At 65.8% G+C, this 25,392-nt stretch carries 22 protein-coding genes; 8 read left to right on the forward strand and 14 right to left on the reverse strand.

Annotated elements, in window-relative coordinates:
- Positions 1 to 297 precede the first annotated feature (297 nt).
- Positions 298 to 1,203, forward strand: a complete 906-nt coding sequence (locus tag VFW45_02570) for a DUF1684 domain-containing protein (GenBank protein HEU5179645.1) — start codon at positions 298 to 300, stop codon at positions 1,201 to 1,203.
- Here VFW45_02570 and VFW45_02575 read toward each other — a convergent pair.
- The 8 genes from VFW45_02575 to VFW45_02610 form a co-directional block, all read right to left on the reverse strand.
- Positions 1,197 to 1,724, reverse strand: a complete 528-nt coding sequence (locus VFW45_02575) for a TerB family tellurite resistance protein (protein HEU5179646.1) — start codon at positions 1,722 to 1,724, stop codon at positions 1,197 to 1,199. The two genes, VFW45_02570 and VFW45_02575, sit on opposite strands and share 7 nt — an antisense overlap.
- Before the next feature lie 19 nt (positions 1,725 to 1,743).
- Complete coding sequence (locus tag VFW45_02580; GenBank protein HEU5179647.1) at positions 1,744 to 1,932, reverse strand: PspC domain-containing protein; 189 nt, start codon at positions 1,930 to 1,932, stop codon at positions 1,744 to 1,746.
- 269 nt (positions 1,933 to 2,201) lie between these two features.
- Positions 2,202 to 2,750, reverse strand: coding sequence for a cob(I)yrinic acid a,c-diamide adenosyltransferase (locus tag VFW45_02585; GenBank protein HEU5179648.1), 549 nt, complete (start codon positions 2,748 to 2,750; stop codon positions 2,202 to 2,204).
- Positions 2,751 to 2,802: 52 nt separating this feature from the next.
- Positions 2,803 to 4,728, reverse strand: a complete 1,926-nt coding sequence (locus tag VFW45_02590) for an ATP-binding cassette domain-containing protein (GenBank protein HEU5179649.1) — start codon at positions 4,726 to 4,728, stop codon at positions 2,803 to 2,805.
- Complete coding sequence (locus tag VFW45_02595) at positions 4,728 to 5,567, reverse strand: ABC transporter permease (GenBank protein ID HEU5179650.1); 840 nt, start codon at positions 5,565 to 5,567, stop codon at positions 4,728 to 4,730. Before VFW45_02595 ends, VFW45_02590 begins: the two co-directional genes overlap by 1 nt.
- On the reverse strand, positions 5,564 to 6,619 hold the full coding sequence (locus VFW45_02600; protein ID HEU5179651.1) for a substrate-binding domain-containing protein: 1,056 nt from the start codon (positions 6,617 to 6,619) through the stop codon (positions 5,564 to 5,566). The genes VFW45_02595 and VFW45_02600 overlap by 4 nt, the downstream gene beginning before the upstream one ends.
- 101 nt (positions 6,620 to 6,720) lie before the next feature.
- Positions 6,721 to 7,794: a pyridoxal phosphate-dependent aminotransferase gene (locus tag VFW45_02605; GenBank protein ID HEU5179652.1), complete on the reverse strand. Its 1,074-nt coding sequence runs from the start codon at positions 7,792 to 7,794 to the stop codon at positions 6,721 to 6,723.
- The gene (locus tag VFW45_02610) at positions 7,791 to 9,155 is read right to left on the reverse strand and encodes an amino acid permease (protein HEU5179653.1); all 1,365 of its coding nucleotides are present in this window, start codon (positions 9,153 to 9,155) and stop codon (positions 7,791 to 7,793) included. The genes VFW45_02605 and VFW45_02610 overlap by 4 nt, the downstream gene beginning before the upstream one ends.
- A 645-nt stretch (positions 9,156 to 9,800) precedes the next feature.
- Between VFW45_02610 and VFW45_02615 the strand changes: the two genes are divergently transcribed.
- A complete protein-coding gene (locus VFW45_02615; protein ID HEU5179654.1) occupies positions 9,801 to 10,718 on the forward strand; it encodes a ParB N-terminal domain-containing protein in 918 nt (305 codons plus the stop codon).
- Positions 10,719 to 10,756: 38 nt separating this feature from the next.
- On the forward strand, positions 10,757 to 11,179 hold the full coding sequence (locus tag VFW45_02620) for a hypothetical protein (protein HEU5179655.1): 423 nt from the start codon (positions 10,757 to 10,759) through the stop codon (positions 11,177 to 11,179).
- A gap of 32 nt (positions 11,180 to 11,211) precedes the next feature.
- Here VFW45_02620 and VFW45_02625 read toward each other — a convergent pair whose 3' ends face one another.
- Positions 11,212 to 11,472, reverse strand: coding sequence for a hypothetical protein (locus tag VFW45_02625; GenBank protein ID HEU5179656.1), 261 nt, complete (start codon positions 11,470 to 11,472; stop codon positions 11,212 to 11,214).
- Positions 11,473 to 11,566: 94 nt separating this feature from the next.
- Here VFW45_02625 and VFW45_02630 point away from each other — a divergent pair, with 94 nt between their 5' ends.
- The 4 genes from VFW45_02630 to VFW45_02645 all read left to right on the forward strand — a co-directional run bounded on the left by VFW45_02630 (position 11,567) and on the right by VFW45_02645 (position 17,666).
- The gene (locus tag VFW45_02630; protein HEU5179657.1) at positions 11,567 to 12,925 is read left to right on the forward strand and encodes a dicarboxylate/amino acid:cation symporter; all 1,359 of its coding nucleotides are present in this window, start codon (positions 11,567 to 11,569) and stop codon (positions 12,923 to 12,925) included.
- Positions 12,926 to 12,959: 34 nt separating this feature from the next.
- Positions 12,960 to 15,962: a tetratricopeptide repeat protein gene (locus VFW45_02635; GenBank protein ID HEU5179658.1), complete on the forward strand. Its 3,003-nt coding sequence runs from the start codon at positions 12,960 to 12,962 to the stop codon at positions 15,960 to 15,962.
- A gap of 120 nt (positions 15,963 to 16,082) precedes the next feature.
- Positions 16,083 to 17,084 carry a GIDE domain-containing protein gene (locus VFW45_02640; protein ID HEU5179659.1) on the forward strand — a complete coding sequence of 334 codons (1,002 nt, stop codon included), beginning with the start codon at positions 16,083 to 16,085 and terminating at the stop codon, positions 17,082 to 17,084.
- A 9-nt stretch (positions 17,085 to 17,093) separates the two neighbouring features.
- Positions 17,094 to 17,666, forward strand: a complete 573-nt coding sequence (locus tag VFW45_02645) for a LemA family protein (GenBank protein HEU5179660.1) — start codon at positions 17,094 to 17,096, stop codon at positions 17,664 to 17,666.
- A gap of 64 nt (positions 17,667 to 17,730) precedes the next feature.
- Here VFW45_02645 and VFW45_02650 read toward each other — a convergent pair whose 3' ends face one another.
- The 5 genes from VFW45_02650 to VFW45_02670 form a co-directional block, all read right to left on the reverse strand.
- A complete protein-coding gene (locus VFW45_02650; GenBank protein ID HEU5179661.1) occupies positions 17,731 to 18,741 on the reverse strand; it encodes an Lpg1974 family pore-forming outer membrane protein in 1,011 nt (336 codons plus the stop codon).
- Between the two features lie 121 nt (positions 18,742 to 18,862).
- On the reverse strand, positions 18,863 to 19,843 hold the full coding sequence (locus tag VFW45_02655) for an Lpg1974 family pore-forming outer membrane protein (protein ID HEU5179662.1): 981 nt from the start codon (positions 19,841 to 19,843) through the stop codon (positions 18,863 to 18,865).
- A 221-nt stretch (positions 19,844 to 20,064) separates the two neighbouring features.
- Positions 20,065 to 22,509, reverse strand: coding sequence for an MtrB/PioB family outer membrane beta-barrel protein (locus tag VFW45_02660; protein ID HEU5179663.1), 2,445 nt, complete (start codon positions 22,507 to 22,509; stop codon positions 20,065 to 20,067).
- A 9-nt stretch (positions 22,510 to 22,518) separates the two neighbouring features.
- Complete coding sequence (locus VFW45_02665; GenBank protein ID HEU5179664.1) at positions 22,519 to 23,424, reverse strand: DmsE family decaheme c-type cytochrome; 906 nt, start codon at positions 23,422 to 23,424, stop codon at positions 22,519 to 22,521.
- 425 nt (positions 23,425 to 23,849) lie between these two features.
- Positions 23,850 to 24,278 carry a CBS domain-containing protein gene (locus tag VFW45_02670; GenBank protein HEU5179665.1) on the reverse strand — a complete coding sequence of 143 codons (429 nt, stop codon included), beginning with the start codon at positions 24,276 to 24,278 and terminating at the stop codon, positions 23,850 to 23,852.
- A gap of 293 nt (positions 24,279 to 24,571) precedes the next feature.
- On the opposite strand from VFW45_02670, the gene VFW45_02675 reads away from it, so the two are divergent.
- Positions 24,572 to 25,392 (forward strand): amino acid permease (locus VFW45_02675; protein HEU5179666.1); only part of this gene is annotated, 821 nt, incomplete at its 3' end.

Below are 25,392 nucleotides of genomic sequence, written 5' to 3' on the forward strand. Positions count from 1 at the left end.
CGCGCTGCAGAATTGCCGCCGCCTGGCGCGCCCGCAACGCGCGTATCCGCCTCTGCAAAATCGTGGTTCCACGATCCATTTTCCCCCTCCCGCGGGTGTACCACTAGAATGCCATGTCGCCGGCACGGCTGCAGGACGCCGGGCGATCCCGGCGTCCGCTCAGGGGGAAGAAATGCCCGATCCCGCCGATTTCATGGCAGAATCGACCCTCCGAAGGCACGGCAGGACAGAGCGGGCCGCCTTGAGGCGGGGCGGAGCGGTGGCAAAGCGGCCAATGAAAGAATCCGGGAGCTGGCGATGAGCGGGATGCTGAAGCGTGTCGCAGGTTCGGCATGTCTGGTGGTCTTAACGACGCTTACCGTGGGCGCCGACACGACCGGCAATGCCTACCGGCAGGAAATCGAGAAGTGGAGACAGGATCGCGAGACCCGGCTCAAGAGCGACACGGGATGGCTCACGGTGGCGGGTCTGTACTGGCTCAAGGAAGGGGCCAACCGGTTCGGAAGCGATCCCGCCGGTGACATCGTTCTGCCCGCCGCGGCGCCCCCCGTGGTCGGGGATTTCGTGGTGAAGGGCGATTCGATCATGGTGAAGGTGCAGAGCGGCGCCACCGTCACCTCGGCGGGCGAGGCGATCACCGAGCTCGAGATGAAACCCGACAACCTCGGCGAGCCGACCGAGCTGGCGCTGGGCGACATGACGATGTTCGTGATCCAGCGAGGTGGCAAGTACGCCATCCGCCTGCGGGACAAGAACAGTCCGGCGCGCAAGGAATTCACGGCGCTGAAGTGGTATCCGATCAAGCCGGAATACCGCGTCACCGCCAAGTACACCGAGTACGTGCCGGCCAAGCAGATTCCCGTCCCCAACATCCTGGGGATGACCGAGAATCTTCCCAGCCCCGGCTACGTCACCTTCGTCCTGAACGGGAAGAAGTACAAGCTGGACCCGGTCCTGGAGACGCCCGACGCGAAGGAGTTCTTCTTCATCTTCAAGGACAAGACCAGCGGCGAGACGACCTATACTCCGGGACGGTTTCTCTACGCGGCCTTCCCCGTGGAGGGAAAGGTCTTGCTCGATTTCAACAAGGCCTACAACCCGCCCTGCGCCTTCACCCGCTACGCCACCTGCCCGCTGCCGCCGTCACAGAATCGCCTGGAGGCGCGCATCGAAGCCGGCGAGCTGAAGTACGGCAATCACTGAAGGTTGCGCAGCACCTCGCGCTTGTCGCGGTATTCGGAGCGGATGGCGACGAACTCCGAGTGCGTGATCCCCAGCTCGGTCGCGATCTTCCAGATCTCGTTCTCCTCGGTGACCGAAATCGAGTCGTCGGCCGAGGAGACGGCGAACAGGCAGTGGAGCAGCGCCTCGCGCTGCGCCGCGTCGGCGATTTCCTTGAACAGCTTGGTGATCGAGAAGTTCTCGGTGCCGCCGAACAGGCGGTTCTGACCCTTGGCGATCTCGACGACCAGGACCGCCTGCTCCTCGGGAAGATTGCCCCAGGCGGCAACTTGGCGCTGCATTTCCGCGGTCTCCTCCTCGCTGATGCTCAAATCGGCGTTGGCCACGCGGCTGAGGATGAAGGCGAAGCAGGCGAGATAACGGGCGCGTGCGGCATCCATCGTCTCCAGGGAGCGGCTGATTCGCCGCAGGGTCTCGGAGTCGGAGCTGGAGTCCTCACGCGCCGCCTTGACGCCCAGCCAGTCGAATACCGAAAGCTTCATGGTTGCCTCCCGCCGCGCCTCATTCGGGCGGCGGCATGATGATCCACAGGATCAGATAGACCAGGATGCCGGGGAAGGCGATGCTGAGAACCGAGACCAGGACATAGCCCACCCGCACCACGGTCTTGTCCCAGCCCAGCCATTCCGCGATGCCGCCGCAGACCCCGGCAAACACCTTGTCCCGCGATTTCCTCAGAACTCCCGCCACAATCCTCCTCCTCTCCTCCCGCCCGCGAGCATAACACCATCGTGCGAAGCCTTCCGGCTCGAAGCTCTTTCCGCCCTGAAGTGACAGGACTTGCCTCGACGGAATGTACTCGCTTTCAAGCCTTCAAACGAAAGCGCTCCCGGATAGTTCCCCTTGGCCGGCGCTCGCGTCAGGATGCAAAAAAGCGGGAGCCAATTCCCCTGCCGAGGGAATTTACTTATCGCCTCCTAGGGCACCATCGGGCGCGGGCCGGGAAGCCCGGGGAGGCGTCACGGCCGCCAGATCGGCTCGTCGACTCCCGCGAGGTGGTTGACCCAGCGCGCCATGACGAAGAGGAAATCGGAGAGGCGGTTCAAGTAGACGACGGCCTCCGGATTGACCTCCTCGGAGGCGGCCAGGCGCACGACGCGGCGCTCGGCACGGCGGCAGACGGAGCGGCATATCTGGAGCGCGGCCGCCGCCGGACAGCCTCCCGGCAGGATGAAGTTGCGCAGCGGCTTGAGGCCCTTTTCCCAGCCGTCGATGAGAGCCTCGAGGCGCCGGGCGCTCGCTGGATCGATGCTGACGCGCTGAGCGCCGGACGCCGGAGAGTCCGGTACCGTCGCCAGATCGGCTCCCAGAGCGAAGAGCTCCGACTGGATGGCGCCGATCTCCTTCAGCAGCGATTCCTCCTGGATCAGCGTCGCGACCCATCCCAGCTGGGCGTTGAGCTCGTCCACCTCGCCGTAGGCCTCCACCCGCAGGTCGGCCTTCGATACGCGCTTGCCGCCGAACAATCCGGTTTCGCCCGCGTCCCCCGTCTTCGTGTAGATCTTCATCGCTTTCGCTCCATGCAGGTTTCCGGCCTTCCCGCTCGCGCCACCCCCGCCGTCACGCTTCGTATCCCGAGGGCACGATCAGGACGGGACGGCGCGCCCTTTCCAGGATGACATCCAGCAGCCCGCGCCGCTCGCCGCCGCGGGCGCGCGCGGCGTGGCTGGCGCCCAGCGTAATCAAATCGAATTCGCCGGAGTGCGCCTCCTCGAGGATCTCGTTGCCGGTGTTACCCTGGCGGATCTTCATCTCGGAGGTGACGCCCATCAGCTTCAGGGTGAGGATGCCCCGGGCCAGCCGCTCCGTGGTCAGCTGCTTGAGGTATTCGCTGGTGTGCGGATCGGGAGCGGTGCCGGGCAGGAAAGGCTGCTCCTTCTCCATGACGTGCAGCAGCGTCGCCTCGGCGCCGGCGCGTCCGGCCAGACGCCCCGCGAACAGGACGTCGGATCGGCCCGACACGCCCGCCGCCATGCAGATCAGCATTTTCTTCAGGAAGCGGCGCGGCTCCGGCACCATCAGGAGGGGAACGCGGGACAGCGCCAGCACCCGCTCGGCCGTCGAGCCGAGGGTCCGCCCGGGTCCGTGACGCCCGCAGCACCCGAGGACCACCACGTCGTGCGCCCCGCGCGCCAGCTCTTCCAGGATCCGGCCGGAGGCCTCTCCCTGACGGAAGCGCGTTTTTAGATTTGGAAAACGGGCGGAGTAGGCCTGCGCGGCCGAGGCCAATCCTTCGCGCGCCCGCGTCTCCTCGTTCGGCTTCTCCGCTACTCCCAGCACCTCGATGCGCCCGTGCATCTGCGAGGCGACCTGCGCGCCGAACTCCAGCGCCTTGCCGGCGAGCTCCGAGCCGTCGATGCACACCAGCAGCGACACACCTTCGTGCGGGATGACGTGCAGGCTGCGAACCGAGAGCTGGACGGGTGTTCCCGGCAGCAGCGTAGGGTTGTCGCCGCTCTCGGGCCGCGCGTGCGCCAGCAGCGTCGGCTCCACCTGACCGTAGACCGGCTCGGGCGAGAAGATCGGCGTGCCGCGCAGCGCCGGGATGCCGATGCGCATCCTCAGGAGAGGCCCGGCGTGCAGCGTCTCCTGAATCTTGCCCAATCCAATCCCGCGCCCGTCGTTGGCGGCGCCGCGGGGGCGCACCTCCAGGTCCTCGGGGCGGATCAGCACCTTGACCTCCAGCGACCCCTTCACCTGCGGCGCGTCCGCGGGGAGCGGCAGGATCGACTCGCCCACATGCAGCGCTCCCGATCGGATCTCGCCGAGCAGGAGGTTGGCGTCCCCGAGGAAGCGGGCCACCATCTCGGTCTTCGGCTTGCGGTACAGCGAGGAGGGAGGGCCGATCTCGACAAGGTGGCCGCGCTCCAGGATGCCGATGCGATCGGCCAGCTCGAACGCTTCCTCCTGGTCGTGGGTCACCAGGATCGTCGTCACCTTGAGCTTGCGCTGAATCTCCTTGAGCGACTTGCGCAGCTGGGAGCGGGTGCGCGCGTCGAGCGCTCCGAAGGGCTCATCCATCAGGAGCACCGCCGGTTGATAGGCCAGCGCTCGGGCCACCGCCACGCGCTGCTGCTGACCGCCGCTCAGGCGCTGCGGCAGCGCATCGGCCATCCCCTCCAGCCCGATCAGGTTCAGCAGCTCTTCCCGCCGGCGGATGCGCTCGGCCCCGGGCACCTTGTGGATGCGCATCCCGAACTCGATGTTTCCTCCCACGGTCATGTGCTGGAACAGCGAGTAGTTCTGGAAGACGAAGCCGACGCCCCGCTTCTGCGGCGGCAAATGGTCCACGCGCTCCCCCTGCAGCAGCACCCGTCCCTCGTCGGGGCGGGTCAGCCCGGCGATGATGCGCAGCGCCGTGCTCTTGCCGCTGCCCGAGCCCCCCAGCAGGACGAACAGCTCGCCGTCGGCAACCTCGAGGGAGACCTCGTCCAGGGCCAGGTGCTGCCCGAAGCGCTTCGAGATGTGATCGACGATGATCGACATCAGGCCCCTTCGCGCGCCGGCTTGCGGGTGAAGCGGAGCAGGAACAGGAAGATCGAGAACGAGAGGACGGCCAGGACCGCGGCCACGGCGTTGGCCGTCTCGATCTGGCCCGCCTCGAACTGGGCGAAGATGAACAACGGGGCGGTCTGCGTCTGCATCCTCAGGTTGCCCGACACCATGGCCGTGGCGCCGAACTCGCCGAGCGAGTGGGCGAAGGTCAGCAGCGTGCCGCTGAACAGGCCCCCCTTGAGAGCGGGCAGGATGACGTGCACGAAAGTGCGCAGGCGCCCGGCCCCCATGGTGTAGGCCGCCTCCTCATAGGTGATCTCCAGCTCGTCCAGCACCGGCTTCACCGCCCCGAGCATGTACGGAAAGGTCACCAGGACGTGCGCCAGGAAGACGCCGAACGGCGCGAAGATCGGCTTGAATCCGAGAGGGACCAGGTAGCGCCCGAGCAGGCCGATGGGGCCCCACAGGAGGATGAGCGAGGTCCCCATGACCACGGTCGGAATGGCCACCGGCAGGTTCACCAGGATGGTCAGAGGGCCGCGCCCGGGGAAGCGGTGTTTGGAGAGGACGTAGGCGGTGAAGGTCCCCACGAAGGCATTGGTCACGCTGGTCCACAGGGCGATCCAGAGCGACATGCGCAGCGCGAACTGGGCGTCGGGCAGACGCAGCGTGGTGGCAAAAGTGCTCCAGCCGCCGCGGCCCGCGAACACGAAGATGGCGACGATCGGCAGGATCAGGAGCGGCGTGAGAATGGCCCAGAGGGCCCCGATGGTGAGGCGGTGGGTGAGGGTCCTGGCTCGTGTTTCGACCATCGCCTCGGAATCGATCAACGTCCCAGCTCCTTCAGCACCTGGCCTTTCCAGATTTCCTCGTACACCAGGGCGTCGGCCGCTTCCCAGCCGCCCATGTCATCCACCGTGAACGTGCCGGTGAGGGGCGGGAGCAACGCGTTGGCCGAGTCCAGCGACGGGTTCACCGCCGAGCGGTAGCCGTGCTTGACGAAGAGCTTCTGCGCCTCGTCGGAGAAGAGAAAATCGCGCAGCGCCATGACCAGGTCGTGATCCCGGGCCCGGACGTTGCGATCCACCACCACGACCGGATGCTCGGAGTAGATGGTCTTCTTGGGACGGACGATCTCGACCTTCTCCTCCTGGCCCTGAGGGACCAATCCCTGCTGCTCGTAGGTGATCAGAGCGTCGCCCAGGCCGTTCTCGAACTGGGTCCTCGCGCCGGCGGCCGAAGGAGACTGTCCGACCACGTTCTTCCAGATCCCGAGCAGCTGCGCCTTGCCGAGCTCGCGGTCTGCGGGATCGGTGCCGCCCAGATCGGAGACGGCCGAGCCGTACTCGGCCAGGATCGACCACTTGGCCGCGCCGGAGGTGAGCGGATCCGGATGGATGACGCCGATCCCCGGGCGCGCCAGGTCGGCGAATGAGGCGATCCTCTTGGGGTTCCCCTTGCGCACCAGGATCACGAACGGGGTGTGGTTCACCACGCCGTGCGCGGGGAACTCCCGCCAGTCGGTGGTCACGGCGCCGGCTTTCTTCAGCCGCAGGGCGTCCCCCTCGTGCGACAGGATCGCCAGCACCGCGGGGGCCCCCATGATGATCTGGTTGGTGATCGTTCCGGAGCCGGAAAAGGACGAGGTGAAGGTCAGCTCTTCGCCGGTCTTCTCCTTCCAGTGCCGGCTGAAGGCGGGGAAGACATCCTGGTTCATCGCTTCGCCCAGGATGCTGAAGCCATACACGACGACGACGCGGCGGTGCGGCTGGACGTGGCGCGCTTCCTGGATGGAGGGCCAGGCAAGGTAGACGGCGACGGCGAGGAGAACCACGACGAACGAGACGATCCCGGCGGTACGGCGGAACCTCGCGCTTGCCATGCTGCAGCTCCCGTGCCCCGTGGTTCCGGGGTCGATGTGACGCCGATTCAGGATCTTTGCCGGTGAAGCGAGGGAATCTTAGCGATCGCTTCCCCGCAGGGTCAAGAAAGCTCCCGCAGCGCCTCCGAGACGCGGCGCAGCCCCTCCTCCAGGTCGGCGGGGCGGATCCCGAAGCCGATGCGGAAGTGGCGCGGCTCCTCGAAGAAGCGTCCGGGGACGATCGACGTCGCGCGCGCGCGCAGCCGCTCGAGCAGGTCCTCGCCCACGCGTGAGCCCTTCAGCCGGGGGAAGACCGTCATCGATCGGGGCGGGACGACGGCTTCCAGGAGATCGTCATGCTCCGCCATGAATTCTCCGATGCGACGCCGGTTCGGCTCCAGGATCGATCGGCTGCGCGCGGCGAGCGCCGGCAGGCGGGCGAAGGCCAGGCATCCCATGGCTTCGGTCGGCATCGGCCCGGTGGCCGCCATCAGATCGTGTAGGCGGCGCATCTTCTCGGCGCGGGTCGGGGATGCCAGGATCCAGCCGCAGCGCAGGCCGCTCAGGCCGTAGCTCTTGGTGAGGCTGTTGGTCGCGACGAAGGCCTCTCCCAGGGTCGCGGCCGAGGGTGGGGCTTCTTCGAACAGGCTGTCGCGATAGACCTCGTCGAGCAGAATCGGAATGCCGGCCTCCGACGCCAGATCCCCCAGCGCGGCGAGATCGGCGGGATCGGCCACGACACCGCTCGGATTGTGGGGGCTGGTCATTACGATGAGCCGGGTTCGCGGCGTCAGCAGCCCGCGCAGCGCGTCCACATCGATGCGGTAGCGTCCTTCCAGGGTCCGGGAGAAGCGCTTCACCTTCGCGCCCAGGAACTGTGCGGCGCTGAGCAGCGGCTCGTAGACGGGACGCTCGATCAGCACCTCGTCGTCGCGCTCGACCAGTGAAGCCAGGGCGAGAAAATTGGCGCCCGAGGTTCCCTGGGCCAGGACCACCTGGTCGGTGCCCACGCCGTAGGTCGAAGCGATCGCTTCCTTCAGCGGCGGCCAGCCGTCGGGATTGACCCCCTGAATGGGGATCGTCTCGCCGGCGATGGGGAACTCCTCGCTCGTGCAGGCCACGAGACCGCTGTTGGCCAGGTTGTAGCGCGCCGGCGCGTGTGCTTTCGCCCAGGCCATGTAGGCGCATTGTTTCATCCTCGGACCTCCGGGATGCCGGCGGCGCGTGCCGCCCGGGAGCGCCAGAAATAATAAACGGGAACCCCCAGGAGAATGACCAGCGAGCCCATCAGCGCGTTGCGCGGGTCGGCTACGAAGGTGTTCAGGACGATCCCGGTCCCCGCGGCGATGAACAGGATCGGGGTCACGGGATAGAAGGGAGTCGGGAACGGACGCGGCGCGCCGGCACGGCTGCGGCGGAAGACCAGCAGCGCCACGCCGGCGAGCGCGAAGAAAATCCAGTCGGCGAAGACGGTGAAGCCCAGGAGCCGATCGTAGGTGTTGGTCAGGGCGAAGACGGCCGCCAGGGCTCCTTGGAGCAGGATGGCATAGGTGGGCGCCTTGAAGCGCGGGCTCACGCGCGCCAGCTGGCGGAAGAAGACGCCGTCGGCGGCCATGGCGTAATAGACGCGCGGCGCCGCGAGCAGCGACAGGTTCATGAAGCCGAAGGTGGAGACGACGATCAGCAGGCTCATCGCCTTGACTCCTGCTTCCCCGGCCAGCCGCCCCGCTACCTCCGCCGCCGGCGTGCGGGTGGCCGCCAGCGCCGGCGCCCCCAGGACGTGCAGGTAGGCGACATTTGCTCCCACGTAGACCACGATGACGCACAGCACGCCGACCAGGATGGCGCGCGGCAGGTTGCGAAGGGGCTCTTTAACCTCCTCCGCCACGTAGTTCAGGTTCTGCCAGCCGCCGTAGGCGAACATCGCCGGCACCAATCCGGCGAAGAGCGCCGAAATCAGAGCGAATCCCCTCAGCCCCTCCGGCGCGACGGGCGACAGCGAGATTCCCGAAGCCCGGGTGAGAGCGAAGGCGCCGACAATCAGCGCGGCGAGGGCCAGGGTTTTCCCGAAGGTGATCACGTTGATCAGGATCGCCCCCGGCTTGATGCCGAGCGCATGGAAGCCGGCGACTCCCAGGAGGATCGCGACTGCGAGCGGCACGACCGCGGCGCGTCCGAATCCCGCCAGGCGGGCCACGTACTCCGAGAAGGCGACCGCCACCGCCGCCGTGGCGCCGGATTGGATGATGAACAGGAGCGACCAGCCGTGCAGGAACGCGACAAGTGGATGGAACGCCTCGCGGAAGAAAGCATACTGGCCTCCCACTCTGGGAAGCACGGTGCTCAGCTCGGCGAAGACGAAGGCCCCGGCGAGCGCAATCAGCCCCCCGGCGATCCAGACCAGCAAGATGAGCAGTGAAGTTCCGACCTTCTGCGCCACGACGTAGGAGTTCACGAAGATGCCCGAGCCGATGATGCCGCTCAGGACGATCATGGTGGCATCAAACAGAGTGAGGCTGCGCGCGAAAGGACTTTCGGTAGTGGGGGATGGATCCAGAGATCCTCCTTCCGGCGGCGGAGGCGAACGGGTGGAAGTTTAGCAGCCGGGCGGGTTAACCGCTACACTCGAGGTGCGCATCGGACCGACGTGCTGATGAGGCACCCTTGACCCGACGGGCGCGGGAGAGCGCGCCCGCGGGTCAACGTCGCGGATAAAGCCTGTCGGGCGGCACCAACACGCCCGCAGGCTTATGTATTACCATGATCTCGACGAGGAAGGACGCCATCGGTAATGGATCTCTCTCCCAGAGCCCTTTCCACAGGCATTCGTGTAAGCGAAAGCGAGCTTGCCTGGCGGTCCGAGGATCTCCAGTCCGTGATCGACGAGCTCATTGCAAGCGTTCAGGCCATCCTGGGTGGCGAAGTTCTCTTGCTGAGTGGGGGCGAAATCTGGGGGACCGTTCCGCAGCCATCGGGACCTCCCGGTGTGTATGCTTGGGAAGTCAAACCCAGATCGAGCGGAGAATCCTGGCAAAAGTTCGTTAGCCGTTCCGCGTTGGAAGCCAGTCAGGCGGCAAAGCGATTCTCGACGGAGATTCGAGAATTGCCTTCACTTCCACCGGACTCAGAGGTTGTCTTCTGTCTGACCTGGGCTCGAGAAGAGGAGTATCAAGCTGTCTGAACGATGTCCGAGGAATCTGACATGGGGGCGCTGACGGTCTTTCCGGAGCGCGAGAGTCCCCCGCGCGAGATCCTCAAGCTCGCCGAGGAGATCGAGGAGGACGGAGGGGCGGCGCTGGCGGCCTATCGCGAGCCGGTGGGGAAGAACTGGCAGATCTTCGCCATTCTGCCGCTGGCACGGGTCAAGCCGACGCCATACCAGCGCGACATCTCCAAAGCTCATCTCGAGCGTCTCAAAAAGGCGATCGGCAGGCTGGATCGCTTCGTCGATCCGGTGGTGGTGGTGCGCGGGGGCGACGGGACCTATTGGACTCCCAACGGCAGCCATCGGCGAAGCGTGCTGGAGAAGCTGAAGGCGGCGACGATCCCGGCTATCGTCCTGGCGGAGCCCAAAGTGGCCTTCCAGATCCTGGCGCTGAATACCGAGAAGGCGCACAACCTCAAGGAGAAATCGCTGGAAGTGATCCGCATGTATCGCGGGCTGCTGGAGGAGGAGCCGCGGCGGCACGAGGATTCTTTCGCCTTCCAGTTCGAGGAGCCCTACTTCGCGACTCTGGGGCTGCTCTACGAGGCACATCCCCGCTTCGCAGGCGGTGCCTTCGGATCGATCCTGCGGCGCGTCGACCGCTTCCAGAAAGAACCCCTGAAGGCGGCCTATAAGGAGCGTGAGCGGCGCGCGGCGCTGGTGGAGAAGGCCAGCGGGATCCTCGACAAGAAAGTGGAGAAGGTGAAGCGCCGCGGCATCCGCCATCCCTTCGTCAAGAATTTCGTCCTGGCGCGCTGCAACCCGCTGACCCGCGCCCGCAAGACGCTCCCTTCTTTCGACACCGCGCTCAAGCGCCTGATTCAGAATCTCGAGAGCTTTGACGCCGACGCCGTGCGCTACGACGAGGTGGCGCGCGCCGGGGTCTTCGCCGCCGCGGCGGCCGCACCGTCCTGATTCCCGGCGCCGCCGCGTCCGGCATCCGAAGGAGAACCGTGAAATACCGCCAGCCCGGCTATCACGACAACGATTACAAAGAAGAGCGGCAGAAGCGCGAGAAGCGTGGACCGCGCGGGCCGCGCGAGATCACGACCCGTGAAGCCACCGCAGTGGTGCGCTGCTTCAACTGCGGCCATCAGACCTCGCCGTCGGAGCCGATCGCATTCGACTCGACCTGCGCAAAATGCGGCGAGGACCTGCACATCTGCCGAAACTGCCAGCATTTCAATCCGCTGGCACGCTGGGAGTGCCGCCAGACGCTGCCCGCGCCGGTACGCTCGAAGAACAGCCGCAACTCCTGCGAGCTGTTCACCCCGCAAACCGTCCTGGATGCCACCGGCAAGCGCGCATCGACTCCCGGAGGCGGCGGTCCCGCCGATCCCAGGGCGGCCTTCGAAGCGCTTTTCAAGAAGAAATAGGCGAGAGCAGGAAGGGCTGATTCTCGAGCAGGCTAGTCCTGGCCGGCGGAGGCTTCCTTCACCTGCTGGATGTGGGCGTCGGTCCGCTTCCCCGTCTCCTTGAGTCCCGGGAGATTGCCGGAGCGCACCGCATCGCCGGCGGCCTTGTCGCCATGGTCCGACACGATCGGGGCACCGGGCTTGAGCGCCTGGGCGGCGGCCGGGAAGGCGGCCTTCCAGGCCTTTGCCGCCAGCAGCAGGACGATGACCAGCGCGGCCAGCGTGAGAAGCGTTCCGAGAGGTCCCTTGCGCATGCTTGAAATGTAGGTTCCCGCCGGGGCCGGATCAAGCAAGATACGCCCGCCCGGGCTGTGCTACTCTTGGCGCGCCTCAGCGTCGAGGGCCTATTTGGCAACCGCGTCCCATCCGCCCGGATTCGTAACTACCCATGCGCAGCCTCCCGCCGGAAAGAAAGGGGGGCGGCCGCTCCACACCAAAATCTTCTACGGCATGGCGGCGGGGACCGCTGCCGGAATCGCCGCCAATCTCCTTTGGGGCGACTCTCCGGCGCTGCAGAGCTTCATCACCAACGTCAGCTATCCCCTCGGACAGATCTTCCTGCGTCTCATCTTCATGGTGGTGATCCCGCTGGTGGTCAGCGCCCTGATCGTCGGCGTGGCGGAGCTGGGGGACCTGAGGCGGCTCGGCCGCGTCGGGCTGAAGACGCTGGGCTTCACGATCGTGCTCAGCGCCATCTCGGTCCTGATCGGGGTGGCTCTGGCCAACCTCATCCGGCCGGGGGAGGGGCTTTCGGAAGAGTCACGCGCCGGGTTGTTGGAAGTCGTGGGAAAGCAGCCATCCGATCTGGGGAAGCCGCCCGAAGCCAAGAAAGGCCTGCAGATCCTTCTCGACCTGATTCCCCAGAATCCGGTGGAGGCGATGGTCAACGCCTTCCGGGGAGACATCCTGGCGGTCATGGTTTTCGCGCTGTTCCTGGGCGTCGCCTTGACGCGGGTCGAGAAGAAGCTGGCCGACCCGCTGCTGACCTGGCTGCAGGCGCTGTTCGAACTCTCGATGCAGGTGATCGGGATGGCCATGAGCCTGGCTCCCTACGGCGTCGCCGCGCTGCTGTTCACGCTGATGGCGCGCTCGGGACTGGACGTGCTCCTGCGCCTGGCGGCCTACGTCGTGACCGTCCTGCTGGGTCTCGCGATCCACCAGTTCATCACCTACTCGCTGATGCTGCGCTTCATGGCGGGAACCTCGCCCCTGTTCTTCTTTTCGCGCATCCGCGAGGTGATGCTCACGGCGTTTTCGACTTCCTCGAGCAATGCCACGCTTCCCACCTCGCTGCGCGTGGCGGAGCAGGAGCTGGGGGTGCCGCGCCAGATCGGCGGCTTCGTCCTGACGCTGGGCTCCACCCTCAACCAGAACGGGACGGCGCTGTACGAGGGGATCACGGTCCTCTTCCTGGCGCAGTTCTACGGCGTCCACCTCACGCTGGCGTCGCAGGTCACGGTGGTTCTGCTCTCCATTCTGGCGGGCGTCGGCACCGCCGGTGTTCCCGGCGGCTCGCTGCCGCTGGTGATGGCGCTGCTGGCCACCGTCGGGGTTCCGGCAGAGGGGATCGGGATCATCCTCGGGGTGGACCGGATCCTGGACATGTGCCGGACCGTACTGAACGTCTCGGGAGATCTGGTGGCCGCCGTCTTCGTGGCCCGCAGCGAGGGAAAAACGCTCGAGATTCACACCGGATCGGCCCGCTAAGCCCTCCATTCCCTGTGCTAGGATGCGTCCCGTCATGTCGCGATCCCGCATTATTCTCGTCGCTGTCCTGGCCCTCGGCGCCGCCTACCTCGCCGCTTCTTTCCGCCACTTCGAGGAAAAGCCCTGCTTTCGGGTGGTCGACGCGCCGCTTCTGGGCTCTGCTTCCCGCCTGGTCCAGCCGGGCTGGCGCTTCGTGCCGCGCTTCCTGGGGCGTGTCAGTGAATACCCCACCGGCGAGGTGAAGCTGCGGGACGACCTGACGGGAGCCGCGGCGGCGCGCAGCCGCGAGGGGGCCAAGGTCGACGTCGAGGCGGAGCTGACCTACTCGATCCCGCCCGAGGGAGTGCTCGCGCTGCACCGGGAGCACGGTCCCCGCTTCGAGACGGAATGGCTTTCCGAGAAGCTGCGCTCGCGCACGGCGGAGCGCATCGCGTCGGTCTCCTACGATCTGGTGCGCAACCGCGACCCGGAGCTGGCCAGCGGCGTCCGGGGCGCCCTCAAAGCGGATGTGGAGTCCTCGGGCATCCGGCTCGGCGCGCTGCGGATCTTCGAAGTGGCCGCGGTCGGGGAAGCCTCCGGGGAGATCCTGAAGGTCCCTGCGCAGCCGCTGGCGAAGAAGGTGGTGCTCGTCGGTCTGGACTCCTTCGACTGGCGCATCGCCGATCCCCTGCTCAGGCAGGGGAAGATGCCGAACCTCGCGGCGCTCATCGCCCGCGGCACGCGCGCCAATCTGCGCACCTTGAGGCCCATCCTCTCGCCGGTCATCTGGACCAGCATCGCCACCGGCGTGAAGCCGTCGCGCCACGGCATCGTCGATTTCGTCGTGACTTCGCGCGACACCGGGGCCCTCGTGCCGGTCACCAGCGCCATGCGCCAGGTGCCGGCGCTCTGGACGTTGCTGAGCCGCCAGGGGCTGGAGGTCAGCGTGGTCGCCTGGTGGGCCACCTGGCCCGCGGAGACGGTGCGCGGCAGCGTCGTCACCGACCGCGTCGCCTTTCAGCTCTTCGAAGACTCGATCAAGCAGGACTGGCGCAGCACCGATCCGGAGAAGAACAAGGGGAAGACCTACCCGCCGGAGCTGTTCGACGCGGTGCGCGACAAGATCCGGGTGCCGGCCGAGGTCACCGATGAGCAGGTGGCCTGGTTCCTGCCGGGGGGCCGCTTCCCGGCGAATCTGACGGCGCCGCAGGCCGATCTCCTGAACCGCTTCCGCACCGTCATCGCCGCCGGAGAGACCTACCATGCGGTCGCCCTGGATCGGCTGCGCCGTCAGGACGCTGCCCTGCGGATGTTCTACTACGAGGGGCCCGACACCACCTCGCACCTCTTCATGAAGTACCGGCCGCCGCTGCTGGCAGGGACTTCGCGCCAGGAGATGGAGCTGTTCGGCGGAATCATCGATCGCTACTACGAGCGCCAGGACCGCTTCCTTGGCGAGATTGTGGAGGCGGCCGGCAGCGACTGCGATTTCCTGGTGGTCTCCGACCATGGCTTCAAGTCGGACAACAACCGTCCGCCGAATTCCGATTCGACCATCGAGGCGGGGAAGGCGGCCGACTGGCACACGCCGGTCGGGGTGTTCGTCGCCGCCGGTCCGGACTTCAAGGCAGCCTCCGAGCTGGGCGCCGCCTCCGTCCTGGACGTGGCGCCGACGGTGCTGACCCTGTTCGGGATGCCGGTGGCGCGCGACATGGACGGACAGCCACTCTCGGAGGCCTTCAAAGCGGACTTCCTCACCGCCCATCCGGTGGCCTGGATCGACTCCTACGGCGGTGTGCGCCAGCAGGAGGCGGAATCGGCGGCGGTCGCCTCGGCGGGCGATGCCGCGATGATCGAGAAGCTGCGCTCGCTCGGCTACATCGGCGAGGAGCGCCTGACGGCGACCAACAACCGCGGCATCCTGGCGCTGGAAGACGGCGACGTCGACTCCGCGATCGGCAGCTTCGAGAAAGCGCTGGGCTCCGGTGGGGAGATCGAGGAGATGGCGCTGACCAACCTGGCGCGCGCCTGGCTGGTGCGCGGCGACCTGGTCAAGGCCCGGGAATATGCCGAGAAGGCGATCGCCACGGGATCCGGCAACAAGGTCGCAATGACCATCCTTTCCGGTATCCAGGTCAAGGAGGGGGACACGGCGGGCGCCGAGAAGAGCCTGCGCGCGGCGCTGGACATCGATCCGACCCTCGTCCTGGCCCATTCCAAGCTCGGCGAGCTGTACCAGAAGCAGGGAAACCTGGACGCCGCGCTGGCGGAGTTCCACAAGGTGATCGACATTGCCCCGCTCAGCCCCATCGAGTTCAACAACATCGGCAACATCCATCGCAAGCGCGGCGAGCTGGACCAGGCGATGGAGGCTTACCGTGATGCGCTGCGCTGCGATGCCCAGTACATCGGCGCCTACAACAATCTGGGGCTCTGCCTGCAGGAGAAAGGGAAGCTGGACGAGGCGGAGGCGCTGTACTCCAAGGCGCTGGCGATCCGCCCCGAGAACCCGATCCTGCGCAACAGCCTGGGCACGCTGCGCGCTCTCAAGGGGGACAAGGAAGGGGCGATTGCCGAATTCGACCGGGCGACGAAGGCCGATCCCGACTGGCCGGTGGCGCAGGGAAACCTTGCCACGCTCCTGTTCGAGACCGGCAAGCTGGATCAGGCCCGCCCCGCGTTCGAGCGCTGGGCCAAAGCCGAGCCGAAATCGACCGAGCCGGTCCTCGGGCTGGGTCTGCTCAGCCTGATGCAGAAGCGCCGTGAGGAGGCGGTCGGCTACTTCCAGCAGGCGCTTTCCCTGGACCCCGGCAGCTTCCGGGCCCACGTGGCCCTGGGAGAGATTCTCCTGAAGGAAGGAAAGCTGGACCAGGCGCAATCTCACCTGGAGAGCGCCGCCCGCATCGAGCCCGACAGCGCGCGCGTCTACGGCTCGCTGGGAAGGATCTACATGCAGCGTGGCCGCAAGCAGGAGGCCGTTCAGGCCTTCCGCCACTCGCTCCGCCTGCAGCCCGATCAGCAGGAGATCAGGTCCCTCCTCTCGGGCCTGGGCGGCTGATACCTCATCTCACAAAAAACTCGAATACATTCCCGCAATTCAGGGCCAAGTCCTGCCCGCTGAGGCAATTCGCTTCGCCGTGGCCCTTGCCGGCGCCACCCGGCGACCTATATTCACCGGATGGGAATCTCCGTCGATACCGGGAGCTTCCGGCTGCAAGGGTGGCGCATCGCGCTGTTCGCCACGGTCGCCTTCACCGTGATGACCAGTTTTTTCTCGTCGCGGACAGGGGCCGGCACCTGGTGGATTCTCGACCTGGCCGCCGCCGTGGGGGGAGGCTTCATGGTTCGCAGCGGCTTCCGGCAGCTCCGCAAGAAGAACATGATCGAGAACGTTCCCACCTCGGCGATCCGGTCGGTTGCGATGGGGCTCGCGGAGATCCATGGAATGGCCTGTGCCGAGGCGGCGCTGTCGGCCCCGTTGTCGGGGGAGCGCTGCCACTACTTCCGGTACCGGGTGGAAGAAGAACGGACCCGCAGCAAAGGGGGCAAGGAGTGGGTGACGGTCGATCACGGGACATCGAACGTGCCGTTCCCGCTCGAGGATTCCACCGGGAAGATACAGGTCGACCCGCAAGGCGCCGACGTCAGCCTGCAGCGCGACTATCGCCGGGTCGACGCAGGCGAGGGATGGTTCGGTCGACGCAAGCGCTACTCCGAGTGGCGCATCGATCCACGCGACCGCCTCTACGTTCTCGGGACGGTGTCGAAGCAGGGCGATTCCGTGGAGACGCGGGGCGCCGGGCTGAGCGACCGGCTCCGCCGGCTCAAGCGCGACCCGGCCGCGGTGAAACGCTTCGATCTCGACGACAGCGGTGCGCTGGATGAGCAGGAATGGGCCGGGGCGGTGGCCGTGACGAAGCAGGAGCTGCTGCAGGAGGAGACGGCGAAGCAGGCCGGCAATCCGCAGGCGGGCCTGTTCATTGGAGCGGGCGACACCGAGTCCACCTTCATGATCTCGGATCGCGACGAGACGAGCATCACCCTGCGGCTCGCCTGGAAGGCGATCGCGGGCGTGGGGCTCGGCGGTGCAGTCCTGCTGGGGATGTCGGTCTCGATCCTGGGGCGCTTCGGAATCCTGCGGGGAGGCTGGAGCTTCCCCTGGGCGGTATTCTTCGGATAGGAGGAGACGATGGCGATCGTCATGCTGATCGGCTTTGGGATCCTGGTCGTGATCACGGCGGGATACCTCGCCGGCATCTACAACCAGCTCGTGCAGATCAAGGTGAACGTCGACAAGTCGTGGGCCAACATCGAGGTGCTGGAGAAGCAGCGCTACGACGAGATCCCGAAGCTGGTGAAGGTGTGCGAGGGATACATGCAGTACGAGCGCGGCACGCTCGAGAAGGTGATCGCGGCCCGCAGCAGCTTCCTGCAGGCCAGAGGGCCTGGGGAGATGGCCCAGGCGGGCACCGAGATGGCGGGGGCGCTGAAGAGCCTGTTCGCGCTGGCCGAGGCCTATCCGGACCTCAAGGCGAACCAGAGCTTCACGCAGCTGCAGCAGCGGGTCAGCGCGCTGGAGAACGAGATCGCCGATCGCCGCGAGTTCTATAACGAGTCGGTGACCATCAACAACGCGCGCATCCAGCAGGTTCCCTACGTCTTCCTGGCGGGAGCGCTTTCGATGTCGCAGCGCGAGATGTACAAGATCGCTCCCACCGAGAAGGTGTCGCCGGAGATCAAGTTCGCGATGCCGGCGGCCTGAACCCCAAAAAAGGGGGCGGCCGTCGCCGGCCGCCCTCTAGTTTTGAGCGAGCTGCAGAGTTCCGCTATTTGCCCCCGCCGAACTTGAAAGCCACTCCGGCGTGCAGCGAGTTGAAGGCGATGCTGTCGCGGCCGCGATTGTCGGCGGGCCCGATGGCGAAGTGGCCCCCTTCGTTCTGGGGTATGGGGTCGGTCACCAGCCCGTCCCAGTTGGACATCGCATAGCCGACCCAGAAGTCGAGGGCCCCGTAGCTCCAGACCGCTTTCAGATCGTAGTCGCGGATCTCGCCCCGGATGTTGTCATCCGATCCCGTGAACTCGTCGTCTGCCGGGCCGCTCTGGGCGAAGCTCTGGAAGGAGTTGCCTTCCGTGTCAGCCATCAGGAACGACCAGGTGGCGCTTCCCGCCATACCGAAATGCTCGGTGAAGCCCCATTTCACCTTGGCGCCCAGCTTGAAGCCCAGTGCGTCGGACTCGAAGTGCTTCCCCTGGCGGTAATAGTTGCCGTAGTTGTCGGCCCCCTCGAAGGTCTGGTCCTCCTCGTAGGAAGCGACCCGCAGCCCCGCCAGCCAGCCGATCGTGACTTTCTTGCCCGGCTCGAAGGAGCGGATGTAGTCGATGTCGATCGTGTCGGCCTGGACCTTTCCGGTCGTGCTGAAAGTGACGCCCGCCGGATTGTAGATGTACATGCCGCCGGAGTTGCCGTAGCCGAAGATGGTCGGATAAACCCCGCCGAGCAGGGTGTTCTCCTCCTTATCCTCGTTGTCGAAGCCCCACCACGAGACCTGCAGCTTGCCCATCTCGCCGAAGCCGTAGCCGAAGGTGATCTTCGCGGTGAAGTCGGAGTCGTTGTCGAGGACGAGACGATCCATCGTGGTCGTCGTGCCGAAAACGACGTGGTTGGCATAGTGCTGATCGAGGCTGGTGGGCTGGGTCATGCCCAAATCGAGCGCGACGTAGAAACCCTTGAAATCGGTATCGTCGGCCAGAGCTGGAGACAGGCCGAAAGAGAGGGTGAGGAGCCCGACGGCGAGCCACAGGACGCGGCCGGCCGGGACCCCGGTGCGAATCTTCATTCAGTGGTCTCCCTTGGTTGGTTCACATAGGAATTGGATCGGAAAACCTACGGAACGCGGCTGGGGTTTCTGCAACCACCTCCTTTCCGGCGAAGCGAAGCGTCGAAAGCTTTGCGGGTTATCAGGGAGAGGTGAAGCGCTGCCGGCCGAAGCGCCAGAGCAGGCCCACCTCGAAGCTCGAGAAGGATAAGGAATCGTCGACGGAGCTCTCGCCGACCCCTTGGAACCCTACGGCCGGGACTTGATCGCGTGGGAAGCCGTTCCACTGGGAGTTCGTCAGCCCCAGGGAGATGTCGACCGGGCCGGCCGACCAGACGCCGCGCAGCTCCAGGTCCAGGATGCTGCCGCTGAAGTTGTCGTCTTTTCCGGAGCGCGACTCACTGAGCCCGAGCTCGACAATCCTCTGGCTGGCTTTGCCTTCCGAGGTCCCGATGAGGGACGAATAGGCCATTCCGGCACGCAGGCTGAAGTGCTGGCTCAGATGAAAATCTCCCGCCGCGCCCACCCGGATGCCGATGGCGTCGACGTCCAGGCTCTTGTCCTGAAGGTAGGTGTAGTAGCCGTCGAAGCCCTCGAAAGACTGTTCCTGCTCGTAGCTGGCCGTACGCAATCCCGCGAGCCATTTGAGACCGAAATGCTCGGTGATCTCGAGGGTGTCGGCGTAATCCAGATCCCAGGTGGAGGCTTTGATGTTGAAAGTTCCGGCGAAGCTCACCGGCAGCGTCGAGTCGCAACCGCCGGAGCTCTGGTTGCACAGGTAGAAAGAGCCGTAATAACCGTAGCCGAAAAGCTGTGGGTAGACGGTGCCGGTCTGGGTGAAGTTCTCCGCATCGTCGTTCTCGAAGGTCCAATACGAGACCTGGATGCGGCCATGGTTCGGGCCGAACGCATAACCCAGCCCGGCGCCCCATGCCAGGTCGGCGTCGTGCTCGAGTGAGATGCGCTCCGACCGGGGGGCTGAGACGAGGGCGAGAGGCTGATCCACTCCGGTAGGCTGCGCCAGCGCCAGATCCAGCGCCAGCAGCCAGCCGCGCGCATCCTCGGCGTGCGACGCTCCCGTGAACAGGAAAAACAAGGAAAGACAAAGCCATGCGTGGCGCATGGCGCTCGAGCGGCAACGTTTTTTCGCTTGGGTGGTCACGCACACTCCTTCCGGAACGGACCTCCCCCGTCGGGGGCGCCCTTTAATAATCCGAGCCCACGGGGGAAGTCAAGTCTGATCTTGGATTTGGCCAGCTAACCCCGCCTGCGGGAAGCTCGCGAGGAGGAGCGGAAGCCTGCGGGAGAATATCCGGCCGGGCGTAGAAGAGCCCGGCCGGCATTTCAGCGGAAGTCGTAGCGGACCAGGAACCCGACGATCTGGTTGGTGTAGTCGAGGAAATCGAGGCCCAGGTAGACTGCCTCAGAGGAGCCGGGATCGTTGCCCGGGTCCCCCATGTAGGGGTCGTTGAAATCGGAGGCGAAGTTGTCCTCGTCCCACTTCTCGTACCAGTAGCGGAACATGACGTCGAGGTTCTTGCGCACCGAGCAGGTCAGCCCGAGCTGGGCGATCGCCAGGGTGGTCTTCACCTCGGGGAACTGGGTCAGGGTGGTGTCGCCCGAAGCCGCGCCGCCCGGGACGAAATCGGTGTGGATCAGGTCCGTTCCGCGCGACCAGGAGAGATCGCCGTTCAGCTGCCACTTGCGGCTCTCGGAGAAGAAGGTCTGGAACGAGACGTTGGCGGTCTGGTATTTGTCGGTGGTGTCGGAAGACCAGTCGTCCAGGGGATTGTCGGTGCCGATGCCGCCGGTGACGTTGCGGTAGCGGCTGGCCAGGGCGTACTCCCGGTTCTCCCAGGTGTAATCCCCCGAAACGCTCCAGCGATTGTTGGGCACGAAGCTCGCGCCCACCGAATAAGTCTTGATCTCGTCGTCGATGCGGCCGGCGAGGAGGATGTCGTAGGTCTCGGGGATCGTGTCGAAATCCCGATCTTCCTGGATGGTGATGTGGTCGCCGATCTTCTTCCCCGTGTTCGGGTCGAAGAACTCGTCCTTGGTCACCGTCGCCTCGGCGAACAGGCTGACGGTCGGGCTCAAGGCCAGGTCGAGGAGCAGCGCCCCGTAGTCGCGGTCGCGATCGGTCCAGATGAACTTCCGCTCCCCTTCGTTCGCGGCGGCGATGTTGGCCTCGCCGATCGGGAAAGAGGCCTCTTCGAAGTATTCGGCGTTGTATTCGTCCGCCCGGCGCTCCTGGTGCCGGGCCGTGACCCGGATGGTGAGCATGTCGTTGACGTCGAAATCGAGCGCCGCCTTCAGCGTGTCCTCGTCCGATTCGGTCACCGCGGCGATGTTGCGGTCCATTCCCTCGCGATCGTAGGCGACGATGATGTCCATCCAGCTCGTGGGACGGAAGCCGAGGGAGGCCCCCAGGTTGGTCTTCTCGTAATCGAAAGGCACACTTTGCCGGGCGAGACGGTTCGTGGTGGCCCCGCAGGCGTTGGCGTTGCCGCACATGGTGAACTGGTAGTCGGTGGCGACGTAATCGTCGAAAACCAGGCTGTGCGTCTTGTTATCGTAGTTGTAATCGCGGAACCAGGCGGCGTAGCGAAACCAGGAAAGCGGCCGCCCCGAGACGTCGACCGACCCGAGGTTCATCTCGTACTTGCCGTCGAGGCTGTTGGCGGGCAGCGGCGCCGCGGTCGCCAGGAGAAGCGAGTTGCTTGTCTTGGCAAGGAACGGGTCGTCCTGGGTCGTGGTGCTCTGGTAGTAGGTGGCGTTGATCCGGCTGTGGCCGGCGAAGCTGGCGCCACCGTAAAGCCTCCAGGCGAACAGGTCGCTGTTGCTCCAGGGAGACATGCGCATGAAGGCAGGGTTGGCGGTATTGGCGTTGACGGGCACTTCGGTCAGGAACTGCTGATCGTCCCAGGTGACCGAGGTCGTGCCGGTGGTGAACTCGGAGGCGATGACGGCTCCCCCCACGTTGAAGTGGGGTGCCACGTATTCCGCCCCTACCCGCGCCTCGTCGGTCTTGAACTCGAGGGGTGCCGCGACCTCGGCGGGATCGAGGGCGAAGTACATGCCGAGGGACTGCGGAAAGAAGCCTCCCCGTCGCTCCCGCTGCCCCCCCAGGTCCACGATCCAGTTCCGCGTAGGGGTGAAGTTGAAGTTGAAGGCGGCCACCTGCCGCTGCCACCCCACCTGCGTGTCCTGCGCGTTCTGCTGGATGGCGCTCTTGATCAGCGCTCCCTTGGTACCGGCGTCCCACTCGCCGTCGGCGGGCGCGGTGTCGACGCTGTTGGGCGCCGCCTGCACCGCGCTCTGCAAGGCGTCATCGAGCGTGAAGATGGCCCCTTCCTGCCGGGCATAGAGCTGCTTGGCGCGATCGGACCAGCGCCGCGGGTTCTCGGTCCAGGCGAAGGAGAACTTCCAGAGGTCCTGCTTGCCGGTATCGAAGAAGATGCGCTGATCGAGCTGCGAGACGTCGCGCGCCGCCAGATCGAAGTAGTAGCCGGCCTTCGGCTCCCAGCTGAACTGCAGGAACTCCAGAACGAAGCCGTTGGGGACTTCGCGATATTCGTTGAACTTCGCCGAGTTGTTGGGGTCCTCCTGGAGGTACCACTCCGGGCCCCCCACGACCTCCCCGCTCACCTGGGCGTCCTCAGGCGGGGGGGTCTCCTCCGGCGTCACCGGCTTGGGAGGCTCGGACTGCGCGGCGGCGGGAATCATCGAGGCGACGAGCACCGCCGGGAGGATGGCAACCAGCCAGGCCCGCTTCGGGAATGTCTTCATGGCTTCCTCCTACCGCATGAACCGGACGCCGGACGGATGGTTGGAGCCATGAATCTGCGAATGGCAGTTCATGCACCCCTTGTCGAACATCCGGCTGTTCGGAAAGAACTCGGGCGCCGAGCTGGCGTCGGAGTAAGGCTGCGTCGGATGGCGGGTCTCGTCGTGGCACTGCTGGCAGAGTCGCGGCAGCTTGGCGACCAGCAGCCGCGGATGGAGCGAGCCGTGCGGGTCGTGGCAGTTGGCGCAGTTCTCCTTCACCGGCGGGTGCTCCCAGAGGAACGGGGCCCGCTTCTCGGCGTGGCAGGAGAAGCAGTTCTCGACCACCGAGTTCTGGCGCAGCATGGACGGGCCCGGCCCGCCGTGCACGTTGTGGCAGGACGAGCAGGTCATCTGCTTCTCGCGCAGCGGCATGTGGGCCGAGCGCATGAGCGACGCCTTGCGCCGCAGGTGGCAGCTGGTGCAGGTGTCGAACTCGGTGGCCTTGGCGAACAGGAAGGGCGCCGGCTCCCCCTGCTGGTGGATCTTGTGGCAGTTCAGGCAGGACAAATTGCGCGTCTCGTGCGGGCTCCCGAGCCAGCGGGTGTGTTCTTCGCCGCGCCCGTGGCAGGTGAGGCAGACGGCGTTCAGCTCCGTGGCGGAGAGCTTTCCGGGATTGCGGATGTCCTTCTTGTCGCCCGACTCCATGTGGGCCGTGCCGGAGCCGTGGCAGGTCTCGCAGGCATGGTGCCCGTCCCAGTCGGCGATCCCCGTCTTGCCGTGCGGGTTGAGCTTGAAGTTCTTCGCCTGGTCTTCGTGGCAGGCCCCGCAATCCGCCATCTCCGCCTTGACCGTGGGCGGCGGCGCCGCCGCCGTGCCTTCCTGTCCCTTGCTCGGGGATGACGAGACGGCCACGATGCCCAGGAGGATCAGGGGCACGCCAGCCAAGTCTAACCATCGGCACATGCGCATCGCTCGGCTCCTCACAGCTTGCCGGATAGAGAGGGTGACTTGGGTTGGATGGAACAGCTTGAATTGTGCGTCAAGGCCCTGCCGATCGCCGGAATCGAGCGGTTGGGACGAGACTGAACAGACAACTGCAACGAATGAGCGTCTGTTGTGACCTTGCTTCCTGCAAACCCTGGGGGAAAGAGCGGGGTGAATCCTAGGATCGGAACGTGAAGCTTGTCAAACGATTTCTTGTGAGGAGTGAGGAAGGCTCGAAGAGAGATCAGCGGCTTCCCGCCTTCCCCACGGCACTTTTCCGCGCTCCTTCCTCTCTCCTCCAGCAAAATCTTCGCTTCCCGCACGCCTGATTTGAGTCCCGGATGAGGATCAAAACCCTTGCGGGAGCAATCCGCCTGTCACGAAATCAGGATCTCGCGGCCCATGACGCGGCGCATCGTCTCGGAGGCGAAGATCCGATCGTGGCGCGCGATGTCGGCCAGGCTGATCACCCCGATCGGGTGGCCGGCCGTGTCCTGCACCAGGATGCGGGACTTGCGATTGTTCGCCATCAGCCCCTCGACGTGCCGGAGATCATCGTCGATGCGGCACGAAAGCACCTGGTGCGTCATGACTTCGGTCACCGGAGTGCGCCTGGCATCGATCCCGACCGCGCAGGCGCGCAGCGCGAGATCCCGATCGGTCACGACCCCCACGGTCACCCCTTCAGCGTCGCAGACCGGCAGAAATCCGACGTTGGCATCGCGCATCTTCAGGGCCACGATCTGGATGGTGTCGTTTACCTTGCAGAAGACGATTTCCCGGCTGAGGATTTGCTGGCACCTCATGGCGTTTACCTCCCCGCGCGCCGGTGGGCGCGCGTCGGTCGATGGGTGTGTCCTTCCACGCCTTGACAGTGCAAGCGATGTGCCGGGTCAAGGAAAACCGGGAGGGAAGGGATGAGCGAAACGCCGATGGGGCGACCGAAAACGATCGCCCTCGAAGCGATCGATCGACTTGGAAGCATCGGGTTTTCTTGGAATTCCCCGTTGCGTCCCGCAGGGAGACGGGCTAGGATGGGCTCGCCCGACGCGCCGATCCCATCCACGGCCCGGGCCGCTCTCGAGCCGGAGAACAGCTGATGGCGCAAGCCGCCGCCCTGGCGACCGACAAGAGCACGGGGTTTGTCCGGGGCCTCGGACTTCTCGACTCCACCATGATCGTCGCCGGATCGATGATCGGATCCGGCATCTTCATCGTCTCCGCCGACATCGCGCGCCAGGTCGGCTCCGCCGGCTGGCTGCTGATGGCCTGGGTCGTCACCGGGCTTCTCACCATCACCGCGGCCCTGTCGTACGGCGAGCTGGCCGCCATGTTCCCGCACGCCGGCGGCCAGTATGTCTACCTGCGCGAGGCCTACTCGCCGCTGTGGGGGTTCCTCTATGGATGGACGATGTTCCTGGTGATCCAGACCGGGACGATCGCTGCGGTGGCGGTCGGCTTCGCCCGCTTCCTTGGCGTCCTCTTCCCGGCGATCTCGCCGAGCCGCTTCATCCTGGGGCCGATCGACCTTTCCGACAGCTACGCCATCAGCCTGTCGACCCAGCAGCTCGTGGGCATCCTGAGCCTGATCCTCCTGACCTGGCTGAACACCCGCGGCTTGAAGCTCGGAAAGATCATCCAGAACGTCTTCACGTCGGCCAAGACGCTGTCGCTGATCGCCCTCATCCTCCTCGGAATCCTGGTCGGGCGGAACGCGGCGGCCGTCAGCGCGAATTTCAGCTCGATGTGGACGCCCACCAGCGCCAACGAGATCCGGCCCGATTTCTCCTTCGTCCCGGCGGTCACCGCGGCGATGGGAGGCTTCGGGCTGCTGGTGGCCTTCTGCGTGGCGCAGGTCGGCTCGCTGTTCTCGGCCGATGCCTGGAACAACATCACCTTCACCGCCGGCGAGGTGAAGGA

Source organism: Candidatus Polarisedimenticolia bacterium (assembly GCA_035764505.1).
In the GTDB taxonomy this organism is placed as follows: domain Bacteria; phylum Acidobacteriota; class Polarisedimenticolia; order Gp22-AA2; family AA152; genus AA152.